This is a genomic window from Patescibacteria group bacterium (assembly GCA_038065255.1).
Taxonomy (GTDB): Bacteria; Patescibacteriota; Patescibacteriia; order JACQRZ01; family JACQRZ01; genus JBBTRI01.
The window spans coordinates 17886-42158 of record JBBTRI010000010.1 but is presented as its reverse complement, the minus strand read 5'-3'; the positions used below and the strand labels follow the sequence as shown (position 1 = coordinate 42158).

The following is a 24273-nucleotide window of genomic DNA, read 5'->3' as shown; positions in this document are numbered from 1 at the left end:
CCCTTTTAAATAAAAAAGGCCGAACGCATGTCGACCTGTAGTGAAAATTGTATTTAATGTTTTACGCCATTTGGTTTGTTGACGTACACCTGCTTACCTTTAAGGTTACTATGTTCACCGTTTGGAGTGTAAAAATGAGTCCATCCATCAGGTTCTTGCGGGCGCTTCTTCTGAGTACCTTCGCGATAGTACATGAGACTCTGAGGCTTCAGAAGCGCATAAGCATTGATATTCCTCGCTCTAAGCGATTCAAGCGCAATAATAGTGGATTTGGTCAGCTTCTTCACTATGCGTAAGAATTGAACAGGCTCCTCAATACCCAGTAGCTTCTGAGGCTGAGGGAAAAAGAATTGACCATTCGCTGTAAATGTTTTTCCTGTAGTAGGTTCAACACATCTCCTAAAGAATGGATTAAGATGAAATGTTTTGCCCTCACGTCTAAATACCTCTGCAAGTAACTCCACCATTGCATGATCCACATTTTCATCTCGTGCAGGTGCTATGAAATCTTCAAAATCTTCCGAGTACCATTGATGTCCCTCTGCTTCCAACATATTCAGATGATCCCTCATAAAAATATGCCCGCGCTTGCCGGTAAGATTTCGGACTGCCTGCATCTGTCTAATATCTTTATGGGTGAGGTATTCTCCCCCATGCGTTTCAAGAATCGTAATCTCATGGCTGCAGCCCACAACCTTTATTGGTTTACGAGTAACAAAATCAGGAACATACGTGAAGGTACCGTCATCATCCCTGCAATTCTCAAAAGGAACTTGAGTGTCATACTGCGCATCCATTGCGTCAAGTATCATGGCGAGCCTCACCTCTGCTTGAGAGAACATGAGCATGCCATTATAGTCGATTCTATGGGATGTGTGTGAGTATGCTGTTGATTCCGTTGCAATTCTAATAAGCTCAGCTTTACGCTGTTCAATTGAGTGTCGTTTACCCTTTCTCATTGTAATGTACGTTGCCTCAAGGTTAGCATATACTTAACCTTATGCAATAGCATTCACACTATGTCCCAAAAAACAATTATAACTGTAGTATCTTTACTCCTAGTCTTCTATACTCCCTTTAATGCACTTGCCATGAAAACTGAAGTCCTTCATGTCATTGATGGTGATACGCTTATCATAAAAACCGGAAAAAAAATTGAACACATACGAATTCTTGGTATTGACACTCCTGAACTATATACATCAAAAACAGGTGTCGCACAATGCTATGCTCGTGAATCTCTGGCTGAAGTAAGAAAAATAGTTAAAGGTAATAAACAGCTTGATATTGAAAAGGATTCTTTAGCAAAAAATAGAGATGCCTATGGCAGGCATCTTAGGCATGTTAATCATGGCAGTATGTCGCTAAGTGAGCATCTGGTAAGAAACGGTTTTGCTAAAGTGTACACCCGATCCCCTGCTTCAAATACACAAAAGCTTCTTACTCTGCAGCAAGAAGCTCAACGTACTAAAAAAGGCCTTTGGAAATGGTGTAAATAATCAGGGTAAGTATTTTAATGGATCATCCGGTATGCCATTTACACGAACTTCAAAATGGAGATGAGGTCCTGTGGTAAACGGTCCAGCTCCATTGGTGCCTGGAGTTCCACCTGAGAGTCCAATCACCTGCCCTTTTTTAACATACATATCATCTTTCACCATACTATGGCTAAGATGACCATACACTGTTGCAAAACCCTTATCATGGAGGATCATGACATAACTATAACCCTTTTTACCGCCATCTTTGGCTCGCCCTACATATCCATCCTCTGCAGCCATCACATACGTACCTTGGTAGGCTCGTATATCCACTGCACTATGTTCAAAAATTGAACGAAAGGGATAGGACTTGTCATGAAAATATGCAGAAATGCCTCGAGAGGGATTAACCGGCCAAGAAAAATTAACAACACCACTTCCCATAATCTCAAGTTTTAGTCGCACTGATTCCTGTAAATCAGTAATGGCATTGCTGATTTCTTGTTGTTCAAGTCGAGCCTCGTTGAGTAATTGCTGGAATTTTTCTTTTGAAAGAAGTGACTGTACAATAAGTTGCTGCTTTGCTTCCCTTCGCTCATCGATCTCTCCTTTTTGATTCTGAAGCTCTTCACCAAGTAGCTGCTGTCTGCTATGCGTTTGTTCAAGTTGTGAACGCTGCACACTGAGTTCGTCTCGAAGTGTCGTTATTCTCTGTAGAGAATTTTTTAAATCAGCTTGGGTTTGTTCCAAATAGTAAACATTATCAAAGAATTCTGAGAAACTATTATTGACAATAAGAATTTCGAGATAATCACGTTCACTATCAATGTAGAGTTGGCGTACAAATACTGCAATTTTCTCCTTGAGTTTGGCGATTTCAGATTCCTTCAGAGATATCTCAAGTGAAGCCTGCTGTATTTCGAGATTAAGCTGGAGCTGTTCTTCTTCGCTCGCCTGTATATCAAGTGAAAGCTTTGCTATTTGGTCTTCAAGAAGTGCTGTTTCATTTTCCAATGTTGCAGCTTCTCGCTCACGCTGTTTAATCGATTGCTGATAAATAGTAATCTGATTTTTGATGCTTTGTACCTGTGCCTTTTTGTCCTGTATTCGCTGATTCAAATCCAATACTGTGACGTCAGTATTGAGAGCATGGGAATACCCGCTACTTACAAAAAAAGTGCAACAACTTACAATAATGACAAGGCCTAGTACGGTAAGCGATGTTCGCATGGGATAGTATGGATGAATGTGTTATGATTGTGTCAATTTGGAAAGAGCGCATTCGATTCTTTGGAGAACCCTTGCCTTTCCAATAATTGTAGCTATTTCAAATGGACTAGGACTTGCCTTAAGGCCGGAAAGTGAAACTCGTAGCGGCCAAAGAATATATCCATTTTGCTTGCCGGCAGCCTGGATCCGCTCTTTGAGAGAGCTTTCTATACTTGCGTTTGTCCATTCGTGTTCCGATAGAGACACAAGGCATTCCTTTGCAAACCTTAGACTATCTCGAAGATCCTCCATCGTCATCTGCTTCCATTGTAGCAGAGCTGTATCATAGTTCAATTGGTCTTCAAAATAAAATGCCGCATTTGTTGCTATTTCAGATATTTTTTTTATACGTGTACGTTCAATCTCAACAATCTGCTTAAGAAGTTGTAGGGTTATTTTTAGTCCTGTTTTCGAGGTATATTCCCCAGTATCAGATTCTAAAATATAACCTACAGTAATAAATTGAGGAATTGCCAATTGTGTAATATGTGAAATATCCGCGTGTCTGATGTAGTGCCCGTTAAACCAATCAAGCTTTTGGAGATCAAAAATTGAGCCTGACTTATTTACGTGTGAAAGATCAAATATACTTTCAAGTTCCGCGAGTGTATAGAGCTCCCTATCACCCCCGGGATTCCACCCAAGAAGCGCGATAAAATTAATAAGAGCTTCAGGCAAGTACCCGTCCTGTCGGTACTCATCAACGGCAGTCTTATGCTCTCGCTTGCTCATTTTTTTTCTGTTTGAATCCAGAATAAGGGGTATATGTCCGAACTCAGGTGTAGGAAGCCTAAGGGCTTGAGAAAGCTGTATCTGCTTTGGGGTATTTGAAATGTGCTCCTCTCCCCTGAAAACATGGGTTATCTCCATAAGAGCATCATCGATTACCACTGCAAAATTATAAAGTGGGGCATCAAAATCCTTTGCAATAATGAAATCATCCATAAGCGCAGTATCAAACGTTACGGCGCCGCGGATAAGATCCTTCACTATAATCGTTTGGGGTTCAAGAAGAAATCGCAATGTATACTCTTTTCCGCTCCGTTCATACTCGCTCCTTTTTGCATCAGAGAGCTTTCTGCATTTCCCACTATAACGGGGTGGCATTTTTGCGAGCGCCTGTTCTTGTTTCTCATGCTCAAGATCTTCCTTGGTGCAGTAGCATTTATAGAGACGTCCTTGGTCAGAAAGTTTTCTCAAATAGTCTGCATAAATATGTCCTCGCTCACTTTGGCGATAGGGACCATACTGACCGCCAATATCAGGCCCTTCATCCCAGCTGAGAGCGAGCCACTTAAGGCTCTGTATAATACTCTCTTCATAAAAATGTTTTGATCGCTCTTTGTCAGTATCTTCAATGCGTAATACAAACGAACCCTTTTGTTTCCTGGCAAAGAGATAGTTTGTGAGCGCGGTACGGGCAAGTCCTATATGAGCATGCCCGGTTGGAGAAGGTGCTATGCGTGTACGAATCATATTTTTATTTTTTTATAACAAGCCTAGAACCGATCGGTGTCCAGCTATAGAGCTTTTTTGCATATACTGTTGAAACGCGTATACAGCCGTGTGAAACAGGCTTACCTATGTGATTCTCCCCTTCCTTTACACCATTTGGCCAGACCGGTAAATCATGAATACCAAACCTGCCACCGGCAAACCCCATCCAATAGGGCATCCACAATCCAGCAAGTTTTGACCATGCCTTTGGGGATTTATTGATAATACGAAAAGTACCTGTCGGTGTTGGCCAATCCCATTTGCCGCTTGATATCATCATATCACCAAGCTGTACAGATCCTAGATAATACGACAAACGCTGTTTTGTCAAGTTAACTTCAATATGTTTTTCAAGCTTAACATTGCTTGAACTTGCCGGATCATACCCTTGTGCTACTTCGTCACCATCACTGTATCCATCACTATCAGAGTCTTTTTTAAGGGTATTCGTACCAAATGCTATCTCAAGATAGTCATTCAGGCCATCCGCGTCAGTATCGACATCTACTAATCGTTTGCCTTTTTTCAATGGAGAATATCCACTCCTCACCTCCTGCCCATCTAAAAAACCATCACCATCAGTATCATTCAGTGATGGGTTGCTGCCATATACCAACACCTCCTGCGCTGTGGGTATACCGTCGCTATCATCATCAGATTCGGGTATTTCTGCATGAGCTATAGTCGCACTCAATACGAAAGCAACTATAACAATGCAACATAACAACTTATACAACCGAGGGACTGCCATGAAGCTAGTAGTTCGAGTTGTAATACTGATCGTAGTTGAATTGCTCTCCCTGTGATGACGGTTGATTATCAAAGATTGGTGGAAGAGGCTTACTTGTTGGAAGCGGACTTACACCAAGCTTAAGAAAGAAGGCTGAAATTACTTCTTGATTCTTTTGCATTTCCGTAGCTATTGGCAATGCAATAGTTGCAAATCCATAGCGTACCGAATTCTGTAGTGACTTTTGGGTCTCTGTAGGCAGAACATTCATCAACCAGCTAGTCCCTACAAGTAAAAATCCTGCGATAGCAAATGCAATAAGGAATGCTTTTTCCCCTTTAAACTGGATAAACTCAACATTACGCTCAACAGCAACAAGATCCTCATATCTTAGATAGTCATAAACCATGTAATACGGGAATGCGAACAAAAAAAGTGCTGCAATCAGAAGTACGAATAGCAGCCAGCCGATAACAGGGATAGCTAACGTAAGATAGCAAAGAGTTGCAATGGCCAAAATAACCACAAACATTGCTGTATATCTGCCAATTGTCCTTAAAAAGAGACCTCGCACCAAGTAATGGCTCTTTGCAAGAGCGGCAAATCCCCTCTCCTCGTCTACGAGGACAATATAAATGCAAAAATAATACCAGACTGAAAAAAGTGTTGATAGTATAATGCCAAAAATTCCACCATACAATACAAATAGATATACCAGACCAACCCAGAATAGGGAAAGAAAATGTTCTTGGGCAAATTTCATTGACTGTGCTATGCTTGCCTCCTTGCCAGTAAGGTAGGATTTTACCAAGAAGACGATAGCAGCAATGATAAAAGCGCCATATATTGTGAGTGCTATGCCAATTGCAGTATTAAGAACTGCAACGGCAGATTTCATAATATCCGAACTTGCGCCAACCGTAACAGTTAAAAAGGAGGTAAGACTTGAATTAATAAGAAGGCCTAGGATAAACAAAAAACTCAAATAGGCGAGTTTCGAGAATAAAATCTTATAAATACCCCAACTTCGAGCAAAAAGCGATAGTGAACTAGGGAGATTTACAAGCTTAACTGAACCATTTGGCAGCTGATCCATAGCATGTTGATAATTAATAAGATATGAGACTAGTATAGCATATATAATAAAAAAGAGCACTTTCGTGCTCATAACTGCTATTTTGACTTCTGACGATATTCGTAGTGCATCAAAAGCTCCACAACTCCTGCCACCTAATAATTATTAGCGCCATATATTGAATTTGATGCTGCTATTAGTAGTTTTCTCATACGAAGAAATCTAAGGGTTGTTGTAAAGTCGCTTTTTGAAAAGTCGAATCAATTAGTCAAAATTCTGGAAAGTTTGATATTGGTGCGCCCACCGGGACTCGAACCCAGAACCATCAGCTTAAAAGGCTGTTGCTCTACCATTGAGCTATGGGCGCATACATGACATTGAGTATATAAAAAAGCTCATATTATTGCAACACCTGGCAGGCTAAAACTATCCTCAGGTTGTCCCCTTGCCGAATTCAATCCGCGTCTCTACAATGGTGAGACTTGATATAACAGCATATATGGCGTTTGATCAGATTTTGAGAGTACCTCCGCAAAACATGGAAGCAGAGCAATCATTGCTCGGGGCTCTTCTAATTGATAAAGAAGCACTGACAAAAATTGCTGATATGATCACTCCTGATGATTTCTACAAGGAGGGGCATAGGATTATTTTCCAAGCAGCACTTGACCTGTATGAGCATCATGAACCTATTGATGCATTAAGCCTTACCAATAGGCTTGAGGAGAAATCACAAATTGAAGATATTGGGGGCAGATCCTATCTCATTGGTCTGTCAAATATAGTCCCAACAGCAAGTAACATCACCCATTACGCGAATATCATCCAGAAAAAAGCGACACTGCGCCGATTGCAGTCTGCTGCAATAGAAATCACGGAACTTACAGGACAAACAGAGGATGATGTACAACTTATCCTTGATAAAGCGGAGCAGAAAGTATTTGCCGTATCGCAGAAACTACTCCGCAGACCGTTTACTGCCCTGAAAGACGCACTTCAAGACGCATTTGAGCGCATTGATGAGCTTCATAAGGAGCGAGGAAAATTGCGTGGCGTTCCCACTGGTTTTACAGAGCTTGATTCACTCCTTGCGGGCCTGCAGCCATCTGATCTTATTATTCTTGCGGCACGCCCATCTGTGGGTAAAACAAGCCTTGCGCTTGATATGGCACGAAATATGGCTGTCAAAAATCAAGCTCGTGTCGCAATATTTAGTCTTGAAATGTCAAAAGAACAGCTCGTTGATCGCCTCCTCTGTGCAGAAGCCGGCGTTGATTTGTGGAAAATGCGCACTGGCAAGTTATCCGACAAACCGGAGCAGGATGATTTCGTTCGTATCGGCCATGCGATTGATACCCTTTCAGAAGCACAGATTTTCATCGATGATACGCCAAGTGCGAATGTCATGGAAATACGCACCAAAGCACGCCGCCTGAAAAGCGAACATGGTATTGACGCAATTATTGTTGACTATCTCCAATTGATGGAGGGACTATCCAAACAGGATGGTCGTGTACAGGAAATTGCAGAAATTACCAGGGGCCTCAAAGCGATTGCCCGCGAACTCCACGTTCCCGTTCTTGCACTCTCCCAGCTAGCGCGTGCAGTAGAACTGTCAAAACCTGCAATCCCAAAATTGGCACACCTTCGTGAAAGTGGAAGTATAGAACAAGATGCTGATGTTGTGTTGTTTATTTACAGAAAAGCTGCGGACAGAAATTACCGTATTGAGGATTTAACTGAAGATGAAAAAAACACCGCTGAAATTATTATTGCAAAACACAGAAACGGCCCGCAAGGCACCATCAAACTCTTCTGGGATGAAAAAAGAGTGAGTTATAAAAACCTTGAGCAGAGGCGCGAAGGTGCATCCATATTTAATACGCCATTTTAAGAATTCATATGCCCTACCCAAGCATCATGCAATCTCTTATTGAAGCTTTTTCAAAATTTCCAGGAATTGGAGAAAAATCAGCCCAACGATTTGTCTTCTATTTATTGCGCCAACCACCTCAAGAGCTTATTAAGATTGCAAAATCGATCATGAACCTCCGCGACAGTATTGTGGTCTGCAGCTCATGTTATAATTATACCGACAGAACACCCTGTGCACTCTGTGCAAATCCTTCACGCGACCATACGATACTCTGTATCGTAGCCTATAGCCATGAGGTTAATGCTCTTGAGAGAACGGGTGAATATCGAGGCGTCTACCATGTCCTTGGGGGGAATATTAATATTTTAGATGGCGTAACGCCTGATAAGCTCAAAATTAAAGAGCTTGTAGAGCGCATTCGTGATTCAAAGAAAAAAATCCAGGAAATCATCCTAGCGTTTAATCCTGATCTTGAGGGCGAGAGCACGACTCTGTACTTATCAAAGCTATTAAAACAGTACCCCCTCCGAATCACGCGTCTTGCACGCGGACTTCCTCGAGGAGCAGACATTGAATATGCCGATGAAGTCACGCTTGGCGACGCCGTAAAATCGCGTAGAGAACTATAACAAAACCTCCAATTCGGAGGTTATGCTTTGATTTTGGAAATTTTAACTTTCGTAAATGCCTGACGATGCCCCTTCTTTCTGCGGTAGCGTACTTTTCGTTTAAACTTTACCACTCGAATTTTTTTACCCCTCCCCTGCTCAATAATTTCTGCTTTAATTTCTTTACCCTCAATACTTGGCGTGCCAATCGAAAGCGAACTGCCATCATCTTCAGTTAAAAGCAGTACGTGACCGAATGTGATTTCTGTTCCGACATCACCATCAAGACGCTCCACTTTCACGAGGTCGCCTTCTTTTATTTTATATTGTTTTCCGCCTGTTTTAATGACTGCTATCATAGATGTGTATAAAAGTATCATCATGATATCACAGCATATAAAAGGCGTCAAATGGTATTAAAAAACCTCCAATTAACCATGTGGAGGTTGTAGGGTGATAAAGCCAATAATGGCAATTCCCGCGAATATCAGCACGTTTCCAATTACCCTCTGTGGCGTGATTGCAAGATTGAACGCTTTCTTATCGACCAGGAGGTAGAAGAATTGTGCGATGCGCTTAAGCACAATAACAATACTGGGGTGAGCGGATGGTGAGGAAAGCGCAGAAAATTGCATGCCTGCCATTATGGTAGTGAATACTCCTGAAAAAAAATATCTCCAGTCGAATGTTCCAATAGCGTTCTTGAGAGATACATGATTTCTGTGAAGTATTGCGTAGGTACCGACAACCAGACCTAAAGCAAGAAAGAGTGTAAAAACTTGAGGGCTGGCATACTGCATACAGAACTTTTGAAGTACCGTTGTCAGGCTCCAAAAAATCACCACAAAACCAATTGATTTGATTTCTGGTATTCTGAACGATTGCTGAATATTACTCATCCATTCTTCAGTACCTTCAGTACTCATAACGCATACTCCCAGAATAAAAACAATAATTCCTCCTGTAACATCAAGGCGTAGTGGCATGTGAAGAAATATGAACGAGAGCGGGATCATGACAATCACCGTCATCTCCATGAGCGGCCTACAAAAGGATAGAGGTAATTCCTTGATTGCAAGCTGGAAATGCCACTGCGCAATCAGCTCACAAATAACTCCTACAACAAGGCCAAGAGTGAATAGCGGCACATTTGACACAGCAATTTTTGCATCAGTCGTCAGCCACCATAGCACAGCACATGGCAAGACATATATGAATGTGCGGAACAAAATAGACCACCCATCAGAAGAGCTTGTAATAAGAATTTGCTTACGCAAACCATCAACTGCAATACCGAATATTCCACTGCAAAATGCAAGAAGTATCCAACTCATTGTAGTGTACGTGAGTCTGAGGATACTCTTTTGGGAGTAATTGTCAATTTAGGACTCTTGACATGCAAGACACTTTGCGCTTAACTATACCTGCTGCCTAGGCTGTCTAGGTATGTAAGGAGGCTGCACATTGAGTGCTGCAAAACGAGGTTTCCACCTAACCCTCCCGGGTAACCTCATGGGACATTCCAATGTCTCAGAGGAAGCTCGGGCAGACATCGAGAGGGCGCGAGCCAATATCGATGTCATCGGTTCGTCCGGATTGCTCGTCTCGATGTCGTTCCAGGGGATCGACTTCGAATGGGCACCCTGGTTGCGCGAAGCCATCGCGCAGTATCCCTCGATCGACATGTTAAACGCGACGTGGTCGCACTCGATCCTTGACATGATCTCATCGCAACAAGCACTCTGGGAAGTTCGCCAGCGGGTGTCAGACTCCCGCGTCACGTTCTTCTCGGAGTATGCGTCTCCAAACGCTGACCTCATCCCCGATGTCTTCTTCGTCCTCGCTCCTCACTCATTCAGTTACTCCACGGGGTACGAGCGCGAAGAGCAGGCTGCGGCTCTCCTAGACCCACAGCTTGGCCCCGACCTCATGGGAGTCAAGGCAATCCGCACCAGAGGGAATGGCAAACTCGGGATCGTGATGTACGACTTCGAAAGCATTCTCAACAACAAGGACGCAGGGTTCTTCGCTTACCAGCGAGATCTCGGCAAGCTCGAGGCGCACATGGATCTGCTCAAGCGCAAGCTCGATACGACGGAGGGGATCACATCCTTCCCGATCGATCTCGAGAGCTGCTTCGTGGGCTCGGCAGAACCTCTCGAGGTCTGGCCTCGCTACCTCGATGCTCTTCGCAAGCACGATCTCGATCAGTACTTCCTTCCCATCGAAGAGGTCATCCAGGAAGCAGAGGGGTTGGCGATTGAAGCGCCGGCACCCAAGCGCATTCTCGGAACCAAGTGGACCAAGCACGTTGTCCAACTGAAGTACGCGGCGCAGAACATCAATACCTGGGCATACAACGAATACGAACACCGACTCATGGGCGTTGCTGGCGTGTCGGATTGGTACAGCGGCATCTGCACGAAGATCGACAGCAGCCGTCGCAAGACCATCCTCTCCGCCAAAAGGGTTGACGGCAGCGACTCCTCACTCGAGATCGGCTACAACCAGCCACTGATAGATGTGGCACACGCAGCCCTTGACCTGGTTAACAAACGACACAGCTATCTTCGCGGGGAGTCCAAAGACAGGCCTCTGCCCTTCGACAAGTACCTAGCAGAGAAGCTCGATTCAAGTACCTTCACAGTCCGCCGCATGATCGAGGTAGCGCGCAACTGGCGCAACTTCGATGACGCAGCGTTCGGTAAGTAGCTAGTACAAAGCACGGAGTGGCTTCATCAAGAAAGGATGAATGCATCAACCGTGCTCTTTTTTTTGCCGAATATGCTTAATTCTGAGTACTGTTACCACTAATATCACCATAAATAACAGGAGTGCCAAAAGCATAGTAACTTTTTGCCTGCTTTGAAGCAGTAATGCTGAATACCCGAAAAAAATTGCCAGAAGATATAAAATACCTACCGCTTGACGCTGAGTAAGACCAGAATCAAGAAGTTGAAAATGAATATGTTTTCTATCTCCACGAAATGGAGAGCGCCGTTCGATGATAAGCCTTTGAAAAATAACATGTGCCGCATCAAGCAGCGGAATGCCAAGTATCAGAAGCGCAGTAGCAAATTTTGCTCCGCTAATGATTGCTAAGATGCCAAGTAGGTAACCCGTAAGCGTACTTCCAGCCTCACCAAGAAATATTTTTGCCGGATTAAAATTCCATATTAGAAAACCGGCAAATGCACCGCCAATAATTGACGCAAGTGATGCGGTCGGAATATTAATAAATAGGAATAGGCTAATAAAAAGCAGCACCGAACACCCAATAACCGCCATCCCTGCCACAAGCCCGTCGAGTCCATCAAGAAATTTTGTCGTGTAGATCGTTGAAAGAAGCCAAAAAAACGTAAGAAGATCCGACCATACGGTAAAATAATATGGAACTCCGTTAATAGTGAAGAGATGATACCGAATCTGTGTCAGATCAATCGTCCCTCCTAACGGGTTAGTCAGTGTCACAACTCCTATGCCTGATCCAATTACCACCAATGCTGCCAGTATTGGAAAGAATATTTGATGATAGGGCTTAAGATTATATACATCGTCAAGGAAGCCGCCAACAACAAGAACCAAGCCTCCCAATAGCAACCCAATAATATGCTTAAGTGTTACGTGAGTATCAATGAGATAGTGTGAGCTTGTCGGAATAAAAAGCGCAACAACAACGACAATAGCAAGTGTGGCAAAAACTGCTATGCCTCCAAGGAGAGGTATTGGCCGTGTGTGAATTTTGCGTGCCTCTGTCGGTTTATCAGTTATATCAAAATGGAGGGCACATTTTCGCACGAGAGCAGTTGCTCCCACGGTAACAAAAAAACTCACGGCAAACAAACCGGCATATATCATATTTTAGAAATTCTGCTGCCATCAGAAGTATCTTCAATAGAGTACCCTTGCGATTCGATCGTTGTACGCAGCTCATCTGATCGGATAAAATTGCGTGATGCACGCGCAGAATCCCGCTCTCGGACAAGCGCAGAAACATTTTCAGGTAACTCTATGTGTTTTATAGTATCAAGCCCAAGCCCAAGAACCATATCAAAGTCATAGATAGCATTGAGACATAGTTGAAAGTCAGGCGATGTAAAATTCATTTCATGCTGATGAATATGTTTCAGGAATTCAAAAACAACCGCTAGCCCCTTTGGCGTATTAAAATCATCATTTACTGCTTCCTTAAATTTATATTGAGTATGCTCAATGAGTGATCCAACTTGATGAGTAGAAAGAACACCGCTGTGTTCTGCCGCGCTATTCGCAATATTCTGTATATCGTTTTGTAGGTTGCGGTAACCCTGTTGAGCTGCATCAAGTACGTCATAGCTAAAATTCAACTGTTGCCGATAATGAGTCTGTAAGCAAAGAAAACGATAGGCAAGCGGATCGTAGCCCTTGCCAATGATATCGCGATAGGTGATGAAATTACCTGCGCTTTTTGCCATCTTAGAACCATTCACGAGAAGCCATTCATTATGAAGCCAGTAATTCACAAATGGTATGCCTGTCGCAGATTCACTTTGTGCAATTTCATTCTCATGGTGGGGAAAGAGCAAGTCAACTCCACCTGCATGAATATCAAAGTGACTGCCAAGGTATTTCATACTCATTGCCGAACATTCAATATGCCAGCCAGGCCTACCTTTTCCAAATGCCGCATCCCAAAAAACATCTCCATCTTCCTCGCTCCACGCTTTCCATAGCGCAAAATCACGCACAGACTCTTTTGAGTACTCATCATTTTTCATCCTTCCGGAAGCATCAGCTTGAAGTTCCTGGCGATCAAGTCGAGCTAGATTCCCATAGGACGGGAAAGATTTGATAGAAAAATAAATACTTCCGTCATCGCCTTTATACGCACTGCCATTGTTGAGCAATAATGAAATTAGATCGATCATTTCAGAAATATGCAGTGTTGCTTTTGGATGATAGGTAATGGTTGATATGTTGAGATCAGCAAGGTCTTCAAGAAACTGCTGTGTGTAGTGTGACGTGAATTCAGTAAGACTGAGTCCTGCTGCATTCGCATTTTTAATTGTCTTATCATCAACATCCGTAATATTCATGACATGGTTAACATCAAATCCATTATATTGGAGTATGCGCGCAATAGTATCATCACATAGGTATGCTCGATAATTTCCTATATGGGGAACATTATAGACTGTCGGACCGCATGAATACATGCCAACCTTTTTTGGCTGAATTGGATTGAATTCCTCCTTTTTGCGGCTTAGTGAATTGTAGACAATAATACTCATATATCTTCACACTAACACCGCTATTCGCTTGATGCAACCATACTTGGCACCGGAAGTGAAATAGTACTTTTTGTTTGCATGTCAGCAGCTTCAAGTATGCCACTATCCGTAAGCGTCCTATCTTCGTGGATTTGATCAAGCGACACCTCAAAAGATGCACGGATTGAGCCAACAGAAAGCGGCATCCTATTCAGGGTCCACACAACAGTTCTTTTTTCAGGATCATAAGAAATATCGCCCGCACTTCTTGTTGTATCACCTACCCAAACGGTATTTTTTCCAAGTGAGGTTGTGAGGCGGATTTTTTCTATTTCATGAAGTTTATTCTGGATCTCCCAGGTAACGATAGTGCGCCCTGCATCACCCTGTTTTAGCGAGCTGAGTACTCGCGTATCACTTTGAAGAGGGATACTTAAAACGATCGGTTCCTGAGAAAGTTCTTGCTCTTGATCATTATAGTTAAGGAGCATACTGGCGCTTAGTTTGAGCTCAAGGGATAGCGGCTGGCCATAGAGTTTTTGGTCTTCAAAATACTTTGTTAACACTTCTGCATCCTTCATGCCGAGCGAGAGTTTAATTTCACCTTTTTGACCAGGACGTACAAGATCAAGACTACTCACTTCTTTTTTTGACCATGAAATACGGGAATCCTTCAGAGCGCCATACGAAGGATTATCTGTTTTTGACCAATCAATAAGTTTCTGGTCTCCCTCCAATACTATTTGAACATTATGCAATTCATCAGTACCGCTATTTTCATACAGTACTGATGCGTTTACTGCCTCATGGAGGGGTAGTGGCGCCAGTGTTTCTGAATTATTTATTAGAAGCTTTACTGTTAGCGGATTTTTAGCTATGTGAACAGTTATTGATTTTTCATCAGCAATAATAAATTGGTTATTTTTCTGTATCCCAATCTGAACAACAATCGGATAATCCCCGTTCGCATCTTTTGAAAACATTCCTTTGAGTTTCATTTCACCGCTTCTCTTTGCACTGTCAAACCCTTTTCGCACAAGCCCATCGGACCAACCATTGGCTATGTCCATGGCGGGAACTGCAGTGGCGGCAAATATTTTGGGTATGGTTACCTTTATTGCCACTGATTCTTGCTGACCAGCAACAAGAACATCGCCATACACAATACTATAGGAAACTTCCTTTTCAACCTCACTCAGCTGCGGACCGTCGAGTGATACCGATATGAGCGGCTCTGAGATTCGAACTGTTACGTTTTGCTTCGAAATAAACTCTGCACCGGTGTCTCCTACACGATAATGCAGTGATACGTGAATAATTTTTTCATCAGATGCCTTGCCTGTTGCCACGCCACGTATGGTAAGTGTCTTACTTGAACCGCGTGGAATGTTTTGCAACGTCCAATACGTATGATCTGCATTATTAGAAGCAATTGTTGACGATTCAAAATTGAAACCTGAAGGATGCTCGATAATGAGCGAGAGGTCCGTGAGAGGCGTAGTGCCGCGATTTGCAATAACAATATCATAGGACAACACATCTCCTGATTTCACCGCATCGGAAGCTTTGATAGTAAGAAGAACAGGGTCGGGTTGTTTACTGAAATTACTGAAATAGACAGTGCCAATGGTAGCAGCGCCAAGTCCGAAGAAAAAAAGAATGACAAAAAAACGAATAGTAAGTTTCTGTGTTTTAGAAAGGGAATTTTTTTTCATTTTCTCCATACGCTTATCGTAATCTTTGATAAACGTTTCATTTTCCTCGCGGTATTTTTTGAAAAATTCAGTTGATTTCGGTGAAGTCATATATACTACTGGCTAGTAGTTCTTACGAGTCATGAGAAAACCTATAAACTCGTCCCTTTCAAAACTATCAATCATACAGACAAGTTTCTGACTGCCACTCTCTTTGGTACATGGAGAACCATAGTTCAATTCTACATCATAACCTGCCGGTATCTCAAATGTGGCATCGTATGAAGAAAGTGTAGATCCAGACTGTCGCTGCAGCAAAACCGCATACATTCCTTGTTTGCCAGATGGGAATAATTCTTCGAATCGATAAGGTAGTTGATAGACAATACTGGCATGCGACAATGAAGAAGGCTTGGTAAGCAGCCAACCGCCAAATACTCCCCTCCCCTGTTCATTCCAAACATCAATACTACTATCTACTATGTGAATTTTATCTTTCTCACTATTCATCAAACTATCGTCATTCGTGTAATTTTGAAGAGTTGGATTTTGCTCTGATGGAGGCGGTGCTTGAAAACCCGAGGCAGAAATTAATTTCGAACCCGCAGGAACATATAATCGAAGATAGTCATTATGCTGTACTCCGACAAATGCTTCACCTTTAACACCATTATGCGTTCTAGTAAGTGCAAGCGAAATGGTGATGCTGCCTTTTTCATCAACATGCATATCCCTATGAACTTCCGTACTCAACACAGCATCTGATTTGCCGCCCCCAATATTAGTGGAAACGAGCATGCTGTAGTCCGGAGAAAAGGGCTTCATTTCTCCCGTTAGCTCAAAGTCTCTTGCAAGAGATTGGTATTCTTCATTTGTAAAAAAGAATTGTATCTCTTTTTTCGAGATAGCATCGGTAAGTATTGATACCAGCTGCAAGGTTGCATCCGCATTCAACTGCGAAAGCGATTGCAATACGACAGGAAAAGCATCAGCAATAATTTGTTTAGGCTTATTATCCGCCCTATCATATTCTTGCTCAACCGCTCTTTGCAATTCAATAATTGCATTATCGGTGGTCAGTGTTTTATTATATTCATTCAAAGATATCGAACCTGATAGACTCAAAAGGCGAGGTAAGAATGATGCATTAATTGCAATAATGCCATCCACTGTGGGACCGCCAGCTTTTTCGTAAAACCACATGAGCTTGCGAGCAGATGTTGGAAAATCAGCCCACCAATTAGCATCTTGAAACTCCCATTGGGATGTAATAAGACGTAAAGGCTCCGGCGGATTAAGACGTTCATGGAAACCTGCACGTAAATCATAGGGGCCTCCTGGAGGAATTTCAACTTTTCTTATTTGTCCATGAACCACATCAATAAGCGCATAGCTTCCTATAAATCCACCTGTCGGGCGCAATTCAGCATTATTTTGGAAAAGAACAAGATACCTCCGAAGCGTGGCCGAGCCAATACTATCCGCCAGTGCATTGGTAGCTTCTGATGCTTTTTCTACAGCATTTCGCACGTCATGCACGGCCCGTAATGCAGATACAGCGGTCTGCCTCTCATCGATAGGAAATGACTGCATATCGACATCTTTTAATGCCAGGTCGGCTTCTGTGATGAGCGGTGAAATGTCTGAGAGCACGCTTTGAATATTCTGGATGGCTGGAAACAATCCACCCTGTCCGCCGGAAATTATCTGTTCTACTAGTGGCACTGCCTCAAGCACCCTTATTCCAACTTTACTCAGATTACTTCCTGCAAGGAGTATTGATTGGGCATCGCGTATTTTTTTACCCATGAATGGAAGTGAACGTGCAACACTAAGAAGGTATGGATTGATGGAATTGATTAATTCTTGAGAATATAAAAAAGAATTTTGTGAAATTTGAAATTCGATAGCTGCCCGCGCATAATCCTGTTGTTTTGCATAATGCATTCCCTCGCTCATGTGCAATACTCCCTGCTTTCCCGCATCTTCAATCGAATGTTTAAATGCATATGCCGTATACGAATATTGAAAAGCAGTAAAAACAAAAAATAGCAAAAAGATTGAAAAAGAGAAAATAAAAAAATGCTTCCAGTATTGATACTCCTCCACTCGTTGTCTTGGTTCTGATCGTATGGCTTGACGATTGCGAAGCGTATGAAGTAATTCTGAAAATTCATCAGAAAGAACCCTGCCTAGAATTGCAAAAAAACGAAATATTTGAGATGAAGCTTTTAATCCATGCCTGCTACCTGAAATGAGCGGTTGAGCAATGGTGGCAATAAGATTGTAAAATGTTACAAAAACATTGACAACAAAAAGAATAACAGTAACAAGAGATAGAGATTCAATGCCCTCGGCAGGAACATCAAAGAATGTATCCTTTACTTTTGTATGATGGGTATGATTCATCAATGTGTATCATCAATTACAAATCATGCCTTTTTCCAAAGACAGTACTATAATTCTACCAAAAAAATACCTATGAACCAAATCGCCTTTGGCGGTTCTGGTACTCCTCCAATGCAGCATCCAAATCGTGCTCGCTAAATTCCGGCCATGACTTGGGGGTAAAATATAATTCACTATATACGGATTGCCACGTAAGAAAGCCTGAAAGCCTATATTCGCCTGATGTACGGATAATCAAATCGGGACTTGGTAGGTCTGCCGTATAGGTGAAACGAGAAACAACGTCTTCAGTAATATCTTCGGATGCTATGCCGCTTTTTACTATGCGCTGAATGGAACGCACAATCTCATCGCGTCCACCATAATTTACCGCTATATTAAGGATACCTCGCGCATTGTTCTTTGTAGATTCTATAGAAGCATCCATTGCGTCTCTGAGTGGTTTTGGAAAAGCGCTAAGATCACCAATAAATCGGATTTGCAATCCCTGCTGTGCCAGAGCATCAATATCCTTTGAAAAGGCTAATGTAAAAAGCGAAAGAAGATGGTTTACTTCAGTTTGAGGCCGATTCCAGTTTTCCGTTGAGAATGCAAACAAAGTAAGTACTTCTACTCCCCTGTCAAATACATGCCTAATAATTTTCTTAAGATTCGCATACCCCTCCTGATGGCCAAAAAGTGCTGGCATACCCCTGGAGCGCGCCCACCTTCGATTGCCATCCATGATGATACCGAGATGCTTAACATCAGTCATACTATAAAAAATGTCTTGATTGGTCGGGCTGCCGGGAATCGAACCCGGTCTCCACGAACCCGAATCGTGTGTACTACCGGCATACTCCAGCCCGTTAATCTGTGAACAACTATACAGCACGTTAACGGCTTTGTCTATAGTGGTGACAATAGCACATAAACCAAAATCACCTCATTGACCGAGGTGATTTATGGTATTGAATACATTATCTGTTCTCTATATTTTTGTCTCTTTGTGAGCTACATGCGCCTTACAATGCCTGCAGTATTTCTTCAGTTCAAGCCTATTCTTGAGCTTTTTTTTGTTTTTTTCCGAATGATAATTCATTCTGCGGCACTTGGTGCATTCCAGCCCGATAATCCTATCTTGTGACATATTGGTATTGATTAATCCGAATACAGAGATGATAGTAAAGAATTATAAAAACGTCAAGCTGACCTAGCCGCCTCTCGGATTCGAACCGAGGACCTTTGCTTTACAAAAGCATTGCTCTACCACTGAGCTAAGGCGGCAGTTTTTTTGGATAGTACTTAGCCTTGGGCGGTAGAGGATTTGCACCTCTGAAGGCTGATGCCAGCAGATTTACAGTCTGCCCCGTTTGACTACTTCGGTAACCGCCCGAATAGTACTGAATAGGTACTAGAATACACAATTATTTCGATTAGATCAAGCCTATTGACAAAATAGCAAAAAAGTGCTATATTCGCATCATAATTCAACTCTTAAACGACTCCAACTAGGAGTCTTTTTTTTATTTCACAAAGCCGTTGTGCGGATTCGAACCGCAGACCTACTCCTTACCATGGAGTTGCTCTACCAGCTGAGCTACAACGGCATATTATTGTTAGTACTGTAGTTGCTTAATCCTCTCTTCAAAATCTTGTATTTTCTGATTTTCCGGGTTCGCATCACGGAGCTGCTCCAAATACTTCTCCGCCTTCAATCGCTGTTGGGTAAGAATAGCAATTTCTATCCCTGCGTCAAGATACTTGGGGTTGAGAGGTTGCCAATTCAGAGACCGCCGTATACTCTGCGATGCCTTTTCGTAGTTTTCCAGCTTACAGTAGACATCAGCTAATTCTGCTGAGTTCTGCGCCGCATCAAATATGAGCGTCGATTCAACGTCTCCTTTTTTAAGCTTTGCACTATATACTTTCACAAGATACTCTGCCACATCGCGGGCTTTTTCCCATTCTTTCTGAGCTGTATATACCGAGATAAGCCCATGGTAGGGCGTTAACCCATCCTTATTTTTTGAAATAAGATCGATATATTTCATCTCTGCTTCGGAAAATTTTTCATCTTCAAAAAGCCGTTCTGCTTCACTCATACATTGCTGATAATCTGCACTATCGACCGACTCTACCGAAGGTGCAGAGCTGAATTTTGTCCACTGTTTCTTCTGAAATTCGCGCGCATCACTCAAGCGTTTATACGTATGGGCAAGTGCCTGAGAAAATTGTTTAAAAAAATCCGATAAAGGCTTTATCACAAATGAAAAAAAATGCTCCCAATCCTGTATGCGGCGGCGAAGCCGATCATACAGAATCTTATCTTTCGCTTTTACATTGCGTTCATGTGGTATTGCTTCTACATCGATACGAGATAATGTACTGAGCTTCGGGGCCAGAAGCCATATAAGACCGATGAGCGAACCAACCATTAGGACAACAGAAATGATCACGAGTAGCGTCATATCATTATGGTATTGCTCGCAAAATAGTATGGAGTTGCACAAGTGTCTTTGCATTGAGGCTAGCCGAACCGACAAGAAGGCCTTCAACGCCACCCTCTGTCATAATAGAATAGGCATTAGTGCTATCAACACTGCCACCATACACTATTGACATTTGCTGAGCTGCAAACGCTCCAAAACGCCTCTGTATGTACGTTCGTATCCATCCTGATACTTTTTTGCAATCCTGTACCGTAATAGGATTGCCGGTACCTATTGCCCATACCGGTTCATAGGCAATAAGAAATGGCTTGGGCGTTATAATTCCATTTAAAGCCGTAGCAAGCTGACGCTCCAAAACCTTAACTGTTTTTCCTGATTTTCGTTCCGCACTATTTTCACCAACACAGAGAATCGGGATGAGTTTTGAGTATTCTATAATCATATTCATTTTACACCCAATCGTTGTGTCAGTTTCGCGGAGATGCATTCTCCGCTCAGAATGACCAATAAGCACATACCGTACACCCAGAGCATGGAGAAATGTCGGAGATTCTTCACCTGTATAAGAACCAGAATCTTGCCAGAAACAATTTTGAGCTCCAACATATATATGTCTATGCTTGCTTACAACTCCTGCCACGTCTCGAAGTGAGGAGTACGATGGACACAGAATCGTTAAGAGAGTCTTGGTTTGTTCTACCTTCTGAGCATATGTACGAGAAAGAGCGCAGGATGCTTTGTGATCCAAGTTCATCTTCCAATTTGCGATTAAGTAACGCTTTTTCATAAATTACTGAACTTCAGCTAGTTGCTGTTGAAATTGCTGATTATGAAAATGTTCATATTCGGGTAAGTCATCGAGGGATCGCAATCCAAGATGCCCAAGAAAATCAAATGTCACTGAATAGGTTGTTTTCTGAGTGACTTTTTCTTCCTTCACATCAATGAGTCCTCGAACAAGCAGGTTACGCAATGCAATTGAACAATTAACGCCTCGAATATGCTCAATTTCTTCTCGTGTCAGGGGTCCACGATACGCAATTAGTGAAAGTGTTTCACTTGCTGAACGAGTCAATTCACCGGTGTTTTCGGCTTTTACGTGTGAGGCGATAATTTCGCTATAGAGTGGATTGGTAACAAATTGCGCAGAATCATTGTGGAGCACAAGAAGTATGCCAGTATCGCCGGAATAACGCTGTGCTATCTGAGTAAATGAACTATGGACTTCAGCGAGTGAAATGCCAAGTTCAAGTGCAAGTTTTTTTGCACTCAGAGGCCTAGGAGAAACAAAGAGCAGGCTCTCTAGAACATACTGTTGCTTTGATTGAGTCATAAAAGGTTACTGCCAGTATAGCAATAACCTTTCGGATGTGCAACGAATGGATGCAGTTCTGCCTACATCATTTTTTTTCGGATAAATGCAGGGATATCAATTTCACTGTCATCTTCATCTGCCGCTGTTGGTGTCTCTTCGCTACGCATTTTGCGATCATCTTTTTGCACGTGTTGCGCGGGAGAAACGGTGCGAGGGGTTGGTGGTGTAAACATTAGCTGGCTTGTAGAGGGTGTACTTCGCTCCAAATAGGATTTTTCATACACAGGAGCTTTAGATACCACTTTATCTCTCTCAGAAAAACCGGTTGCAACGACTGTGACAATAATCTCATCCCCGAGGCTCTCGTCAATTGTTGTTCCAAAAATAACTCGGGCATCTGGATCTGCTGAGCTTGTGACAACTTTGGCCGCTTCATTGATTTCTAATATGCCGATATCCGAGCCACCGGTAATAGTAAATAAAATTCCCTTAGCTCCCTCGATGGAAAGATCTAGAAGCGGGCTTGAAATAGCATCTTTAGCAGCCTCTACAGCGCGGTTCTCGCCTACTCCCCTGCCAATTCCCATCAATGCAGAGCCAGTCTCTTTCATAATTGCTTTCACATCGGCAAAATCAACATTAATAAGTCCCGGAACAGTGATCAATTCTGAAATTCCTCGCACTCCCTGCTGCAAAACATCATCAGCAATTTGAAAGGCTTCAAGAGCAGATGTCTTCTTGTCTACAATTTGGAGTATCTTATCATTTGGTATTGTAATAATTGCATCAACTTTTGACGCGAGCTCTTCCCAGCCCTTATCTGCGATGGTCTTGCGCGGAGTCAATTCAAATGAAAAAGGCTTTGTAACAACAGCTACCGTTAATGCACCGATATCCTTCGCAAGCTGTGCAACAACAGGGGCAGCACCCGTGCCGGTGCCACCGCCAAGGCCACATGTTATAAATACCATATCCGAACCTGCAAGAGCATCGCGGATATCATTTTGGCTTTCTTCTGCAGATTTTCTGCCTACTGCAGGATCTCCGCCGGCTCCCTGTCCCTTTGTAACCGTCTGTCCTATCGCAATTTTTATAGGTGCATGGGATCTGCTTAGGATCTGTAAATCAGTATTAATAGACAGAAATTCAACTCCGCGTATCTTTGCCGCAATCATACGGTTAACAGCGGATCCGCCACCGCCGCCTACGCCGACAACTTTAATCTTCACAATAGTCTCAATGTCTGGCTTAACTTCCATAAAATTGTACTTGAACCCTTTGATTACTCAGAGGGGTAACGATGAATAAGGTAATGAATCGATAATTGATTCATCACCCAGAGCTTACCATGCGATACTGATTTATGGCAAGAGTGACTTGAACCATTTTTTTACTCGGTTTGAAATGTCGATTGATTGATCCATTTGAAAAGGAAAATGCGCATGTTTTGATCGTTGTTGCGCCAATGTGAACCCCCAGAGCACCAACCCAACTGCAGTAGTAAAACTTTGGTCGTATATTTTTTCGATTGGATTGTTTACGTTTTTTAATGTTGCAAGTGATGCCGCAATTTTGAGGCGGCGCTTTGCCAGATCCGCAATTCCCGGAAGTTTTGCTCCTCCACCTGTTAATACAACACCTGCAGGCAATACCCCGTCTCTTCCAATCTTTTTTAGTTCTTCTTCAACTTTTTCGAATATTTCTTCAACACGCGCTTCAATAATATGAGAAACGTACTTCATGGGAATTGTCCCCTGCTCCTCAGGATGAATATCAGACAATTGAATATCGGGGCGCTTTTGCTGATCTTTTTGCGCAACACTACCATATTCGATTTTAATTTTCTCTGCAATATCGGGTGAAATGCGAAGGCCGATCGCAATATCTGCAGTAATATGATTTGAACCAACAGGCAAAACAGCAGTATGTAAGATCTCTCCCTCCTCGTACACAACGAGGGATGTTGTTGAACCGCCAATATTCATAAGTACAACGCCGAGTTCCTTCTGCTTATTGGTCAATGTACTTTCAGCTGTAGCAAGTATAGAAAAAACGAGGTCTTCAATTTCTAAACCTGTTTTATAAATACACTTTGTAATATTTCTTACTTCAGACGCAAATGCCTGAATAATCATAGTATCAACTTCAAGCCTCGTACCGGTCATACCGATTGGGTCTTTAATGGTCATTTGGCCATCAATAGTTGATTTACGGGGTATAACATGCAAAATCTCATAGTTAGCGGGAGTTGCAATGGCTCGGGCAGCTTCTATTGCACGTTCTACATCTTGTTTTCCGATTTCACCATTTACCTTTCCAACAGCGACTATCCCACGGCTAATTTGAGATACGATATGAGCGCTACTCATGCCAACCCACGCAGAATCTATAGGCACACCCGTCATTCGTTCTGCTTTTTCCAGACAGGTAATAATCGACTGTGCAGCATCATCAATGTCTGTGATTGAACCGCGAGTAATACCCTCTGTTTCACTTTCTGCTGCTCCAATAAGCTGAATCCTTCGCTCGCCGCCTTCAGAATACATCTGACCAACAACAATACGTATTGTTGTTGATCCAATGTCTAATCCTGTTAATATTGTGTCTTTCATACTACTAGTGTATCAAAAAAGTACTC

The 24273-nt window shown here is 42.6% G+C and carries 22 protein-coding genes and 5 tRNA genes; 4 read left to right on the top strand and 23 right to left on the bottom strand.

Annotated features, from left to right (window positions below; all coding sequences use genetic code 11):
- Positions 1–53: 53 nt before the first annotated feature.
- Entirely contained in the window at positions 54–959 is a 906-nt protein-coding gene (locus AAB400_02855; GenBank protein MEK7648832.1) for a hypothetical protein, read from the bottom strand.
- 60 nt (positions 960–1019) lie between these two features.
- Here AAB400_02855 and AAB400_02850 point away from each other — a divergent pair, with 60 nt between their 5' ends.
- Positions 1020–1499: a thermonuclease family protein gene (locus tag AAB400_02850; protein MEK7648831.1), complete on the top strand. Its 480-nt coding sequence runs from the start codon at positions 1020–1022 to the stop codon at positions 1497–1499.
- On the opposite strand, the gene AAB400_02845 is transcribed toward AAB400_02850, so the two are convergent.
- The 5 genes from AAB400_02845 to AAB400_02825 form a co-directional block, all read right to left on the bottom strand.
- Positions 1500–2711: a peptidoglycan DD-metalloendopeptidase family protein gene (locus tag AAB400_02845; GenBank protein ID MEK7648830.1), complete on the bottom strand. Its 1212-nt coding sequence runs from the start codon at positions 2709–2711 to the stop codon at positions 1500–1502.
- 21 nt (positions 2712–2732) lie between these two features.
- Complete coding sequence (gene gltX, locus AAB400_02840; protein MEK7648829.1) at positions 2733–4226, bottom strand: glutamate--tRNA ligase; 1494 nt, start codon at positions 4224–4226, stop codon at positions 2733–2735.
- Positions 4227–4230: 4 nt separating this feature from the next.
- Positions 4231–4941 carry a L,D-transpeptidase family protein gene (locus AAB400_02835; protein ID MEK7648828.1) on the bottom strand — a complete coding sequence of 237 codons (711 nt, stop codon included), beginning with the start codon at positions 4939–4941 and terminating at the stop codon, positions 4231–4233.
- Between the two features lie 61 nt (positions 4942–5002).
- Complete coding sequence (locus AAB400_02830; GenBank protein MEK7648827.1) at positions 5003–6073, bottom strand: hypothetical protein; 1071 nt, start codon at positions 6071–6073, stop codon at positions 5003–5005.
- 271 nt (positions 6074–6344) lie between these two features.
- Positions 6345–6419: transfer RNA gene (locus AAB400_02825), tRNA-Lys, on the bottom strand.
- A gap of 105 nt (positions 6420–6524) precedes the next feature.
- Here AAB400_02825 and dnaB point away from each other — a divergent pair.
- On the top strand, positions 6525–7946 hold the full coding sequence (gene dnaB / locus AAB400_02820) for a replicative DNA helicase (protein ID MEK7648826.1): 1422 nt from the start codon (positions 6525–6527) through the stop codon (positions 7944–7946).
- Positions 7947–7954: 8 nt separating this feature from the next.
- Positions 7955–8557, top strand: a complete 603-nt coding sequence (gene recR / locus AAB400_02815; protein MEK7648825.1) for a recombination mediator RecR — start codon at positions 7955–7957, stop codon at positions 8555–8557.
- Positions 8558–8577: 20 nt separating this feature from the next.
- Here the strand turns inward: recR and rplU are convergent, their stop codons facing one another.
- Both rplU and AAB400_02805 read right to left on the bottom strand, forming a co-directional pair.
- A complete protein-coding gene (rplU, locus tag AAB400_02810; GenBank protein ID MEK7648824.1) occupies positions 8578–8895 on the bottom strand; it encodes a 50S ribosomal protein L21 in 318 nt (105 codons plus the stop codon).
- Between the two features lie 72 nt (positions 8896–8967).
- Positions 8968–9870 (bottom strand): hypothetical protein, encoded by a 903-nt coding sequence (locus AAB400_02805; protein MEK7648823.1) that lies wholly within the window; start codon positions 9868–9870, stop codon positions 8968–8970.
- A 178-nt stretch (positions 9871–10048) separates the two neighbouring features.
- Between AAB400_02805 and AAB400_02800 the strand changes: the two genes are divergently transcribed.
- A complete protein-coding gene (locus AAB400_02800; protein MEK7648822.1) occupies positions 10049–11248 on the top strand; it encodes a hypothetical protein in 1200 nt (399 codons plus the stop codon).
- Between the two features lie 45 nt (positions 11249–11293).
- On the opposite strand, the gene AAB400_02795 is transcribed toward AAB400_02800, so the two are convergent.
- The 15 genes from AAB400_02795 to ftsA form a co-directional block, all read right to left on the bottom strand.
- Entirely contained in the window at positions 11294–12394 is a 1101-nt protein-coding gene (locus AAB400_02795; GenBank protein ID MEK7648821.1) for an MraY family glycosyltransferase, read from the bottom strand.
- Positions 12391–13806 carry a cysteine--tRNA ligase gene (cysS, locus tag AAB400_02790; protein MEK7648820.1) on the bottom strand — a complete coding sequence of 472 codons (1416 nt, stop codon included), beginning with the start codon at positions 13804–13806 and terminating at the stop codon, positions 12391–12393. Before cysS ends, AAB400_02795 begins: the two co-directional genes overlap by 4 nt.
- Before the next feature lie 20 nt (positions 13807–13826).
- Positions 13827–15590 (bottom strand): hypothetical protein, encoded by a 1764-nt coding sequence (locus AAB400_02785; protein MEK7648819.1) that lies wholly within the window; start codon positions 15588–15590, stop codon positions 13827–13829.
- 12 nt (positions 15591–15602) lie between these two features.
- Positions 15603–17888 (bottom strand): DUF4012 domain-containing protein, encoded by a 2286-nt coding sequence (locus AAB400_02780; protein ID MEK7648818.1) that lies wholly within the window; start codon positions 17886–17888, stop codon positions 15603–15605.
- 70 nt (positions 17889–17958) lie between these two features.
- A complete protein-coding gene (gene uppS / locus AAB400_02775) occupies positions 17959–18642 on the bottom strand; it encodes a polyprenyl diphosphate synthase (GenBank protein MEK7648817.1) in 684 nt (227 codons plus the stop codon).
- Positions 18643–18662: 20 nt separating this feature from the next.
- Positions 18663–18736: transfer RNA gene (locus AAB400_02770), tRNA-Pro, on the bottom strand.
- 122 nt (positions 18737–18858) lie between these two features.
- Positions 18859–19017: a 50S ribosomal protein L33 gene (rpmG, locus tag AAB400_02765; GenBank protein ID MEK7648816.1), complete on the bottom strand. Its 159-nt coding sequence runs from the start codon at positions 19015–19017 to the stop codon at positions 18859–18861.
- Positions 19018–19082: 65 nt separating this feature from the next.
- Positions 19083–19154, bottom strand: a tRNA-Thr gene (locus AAB400_02760).
- Between the two features lie 25 nt (positions 19155–19179).
- Positions 19180–19262 (bottom strand) — tRNA-Tyr (locus AAB400_02755).
- Positions 19263–19404: 142 nt separating this feature from the next.
- Positions 19405–19477 (bottom strand) — tRNA-Thr (locus AAB400_02750).
- Between the two features lie 9 nt (positions 19478–19486).
- Complete coding sequence (locus tag AAB400_02745) at positions 19487–20338, bottom strand: hypothetical protein (GenBank protein MEK7648815.1); 852 nt, start codon at positions 20336–20338, stop codon at positions 19487–19489.
- 4 nt (positions 20339–20342) lie between these two features.
- The gene (gene tpiA, locus AAB400_02740; protein ID MEK7648814.1) at positions 20343–21107 is read right to left on the bottom strand and encodes a triose-phosphate isomerase; all 765 of its coding nucleotides are present in this window, start codon (positions 21105–21107) and stop codon (positions 20343–20345) included.
- Between the two features lie 3 nt (positions 21108–21110).
- Complete coding sequence (locus AAB400_02735; protein MEK7648813.1) at positions 21111–21653, bottom strand: SMC-Scp complex subunit ScpB; 543 nt, start codon at positions 21651–21653, stop codon at positions 21111–21113.
- Positions 21654–21715: 62 nt separating this feature from the next.
- The gene (gene ftsZ / locus AAB400_02730; GenBank protein ID MEK7648812.1) at positions 21716–22894 is read right to left on the bottom strand and encodes a cell division protein FtsZ; all 1179 of its coding nucleotides are present in this window, start codon (positions 22892–22894) and stop codon (positions 21716–21718) included.
- A 102-nt stretch (positions 22895–22996) separates the two neighbouring features.
- Positions 22997–24247 (bottom strand): cell division protein FtsA, encoded by a 1251-nt coding sequence (gene ftsA / locus AAB400_02725; protein ID MEK7648811.1) that lies wholly within the window; start codon positions 24245–24247, stop codon positions 22997–22999.
- Positions 24248–24273: the final 26 nt, after the last annotated feature.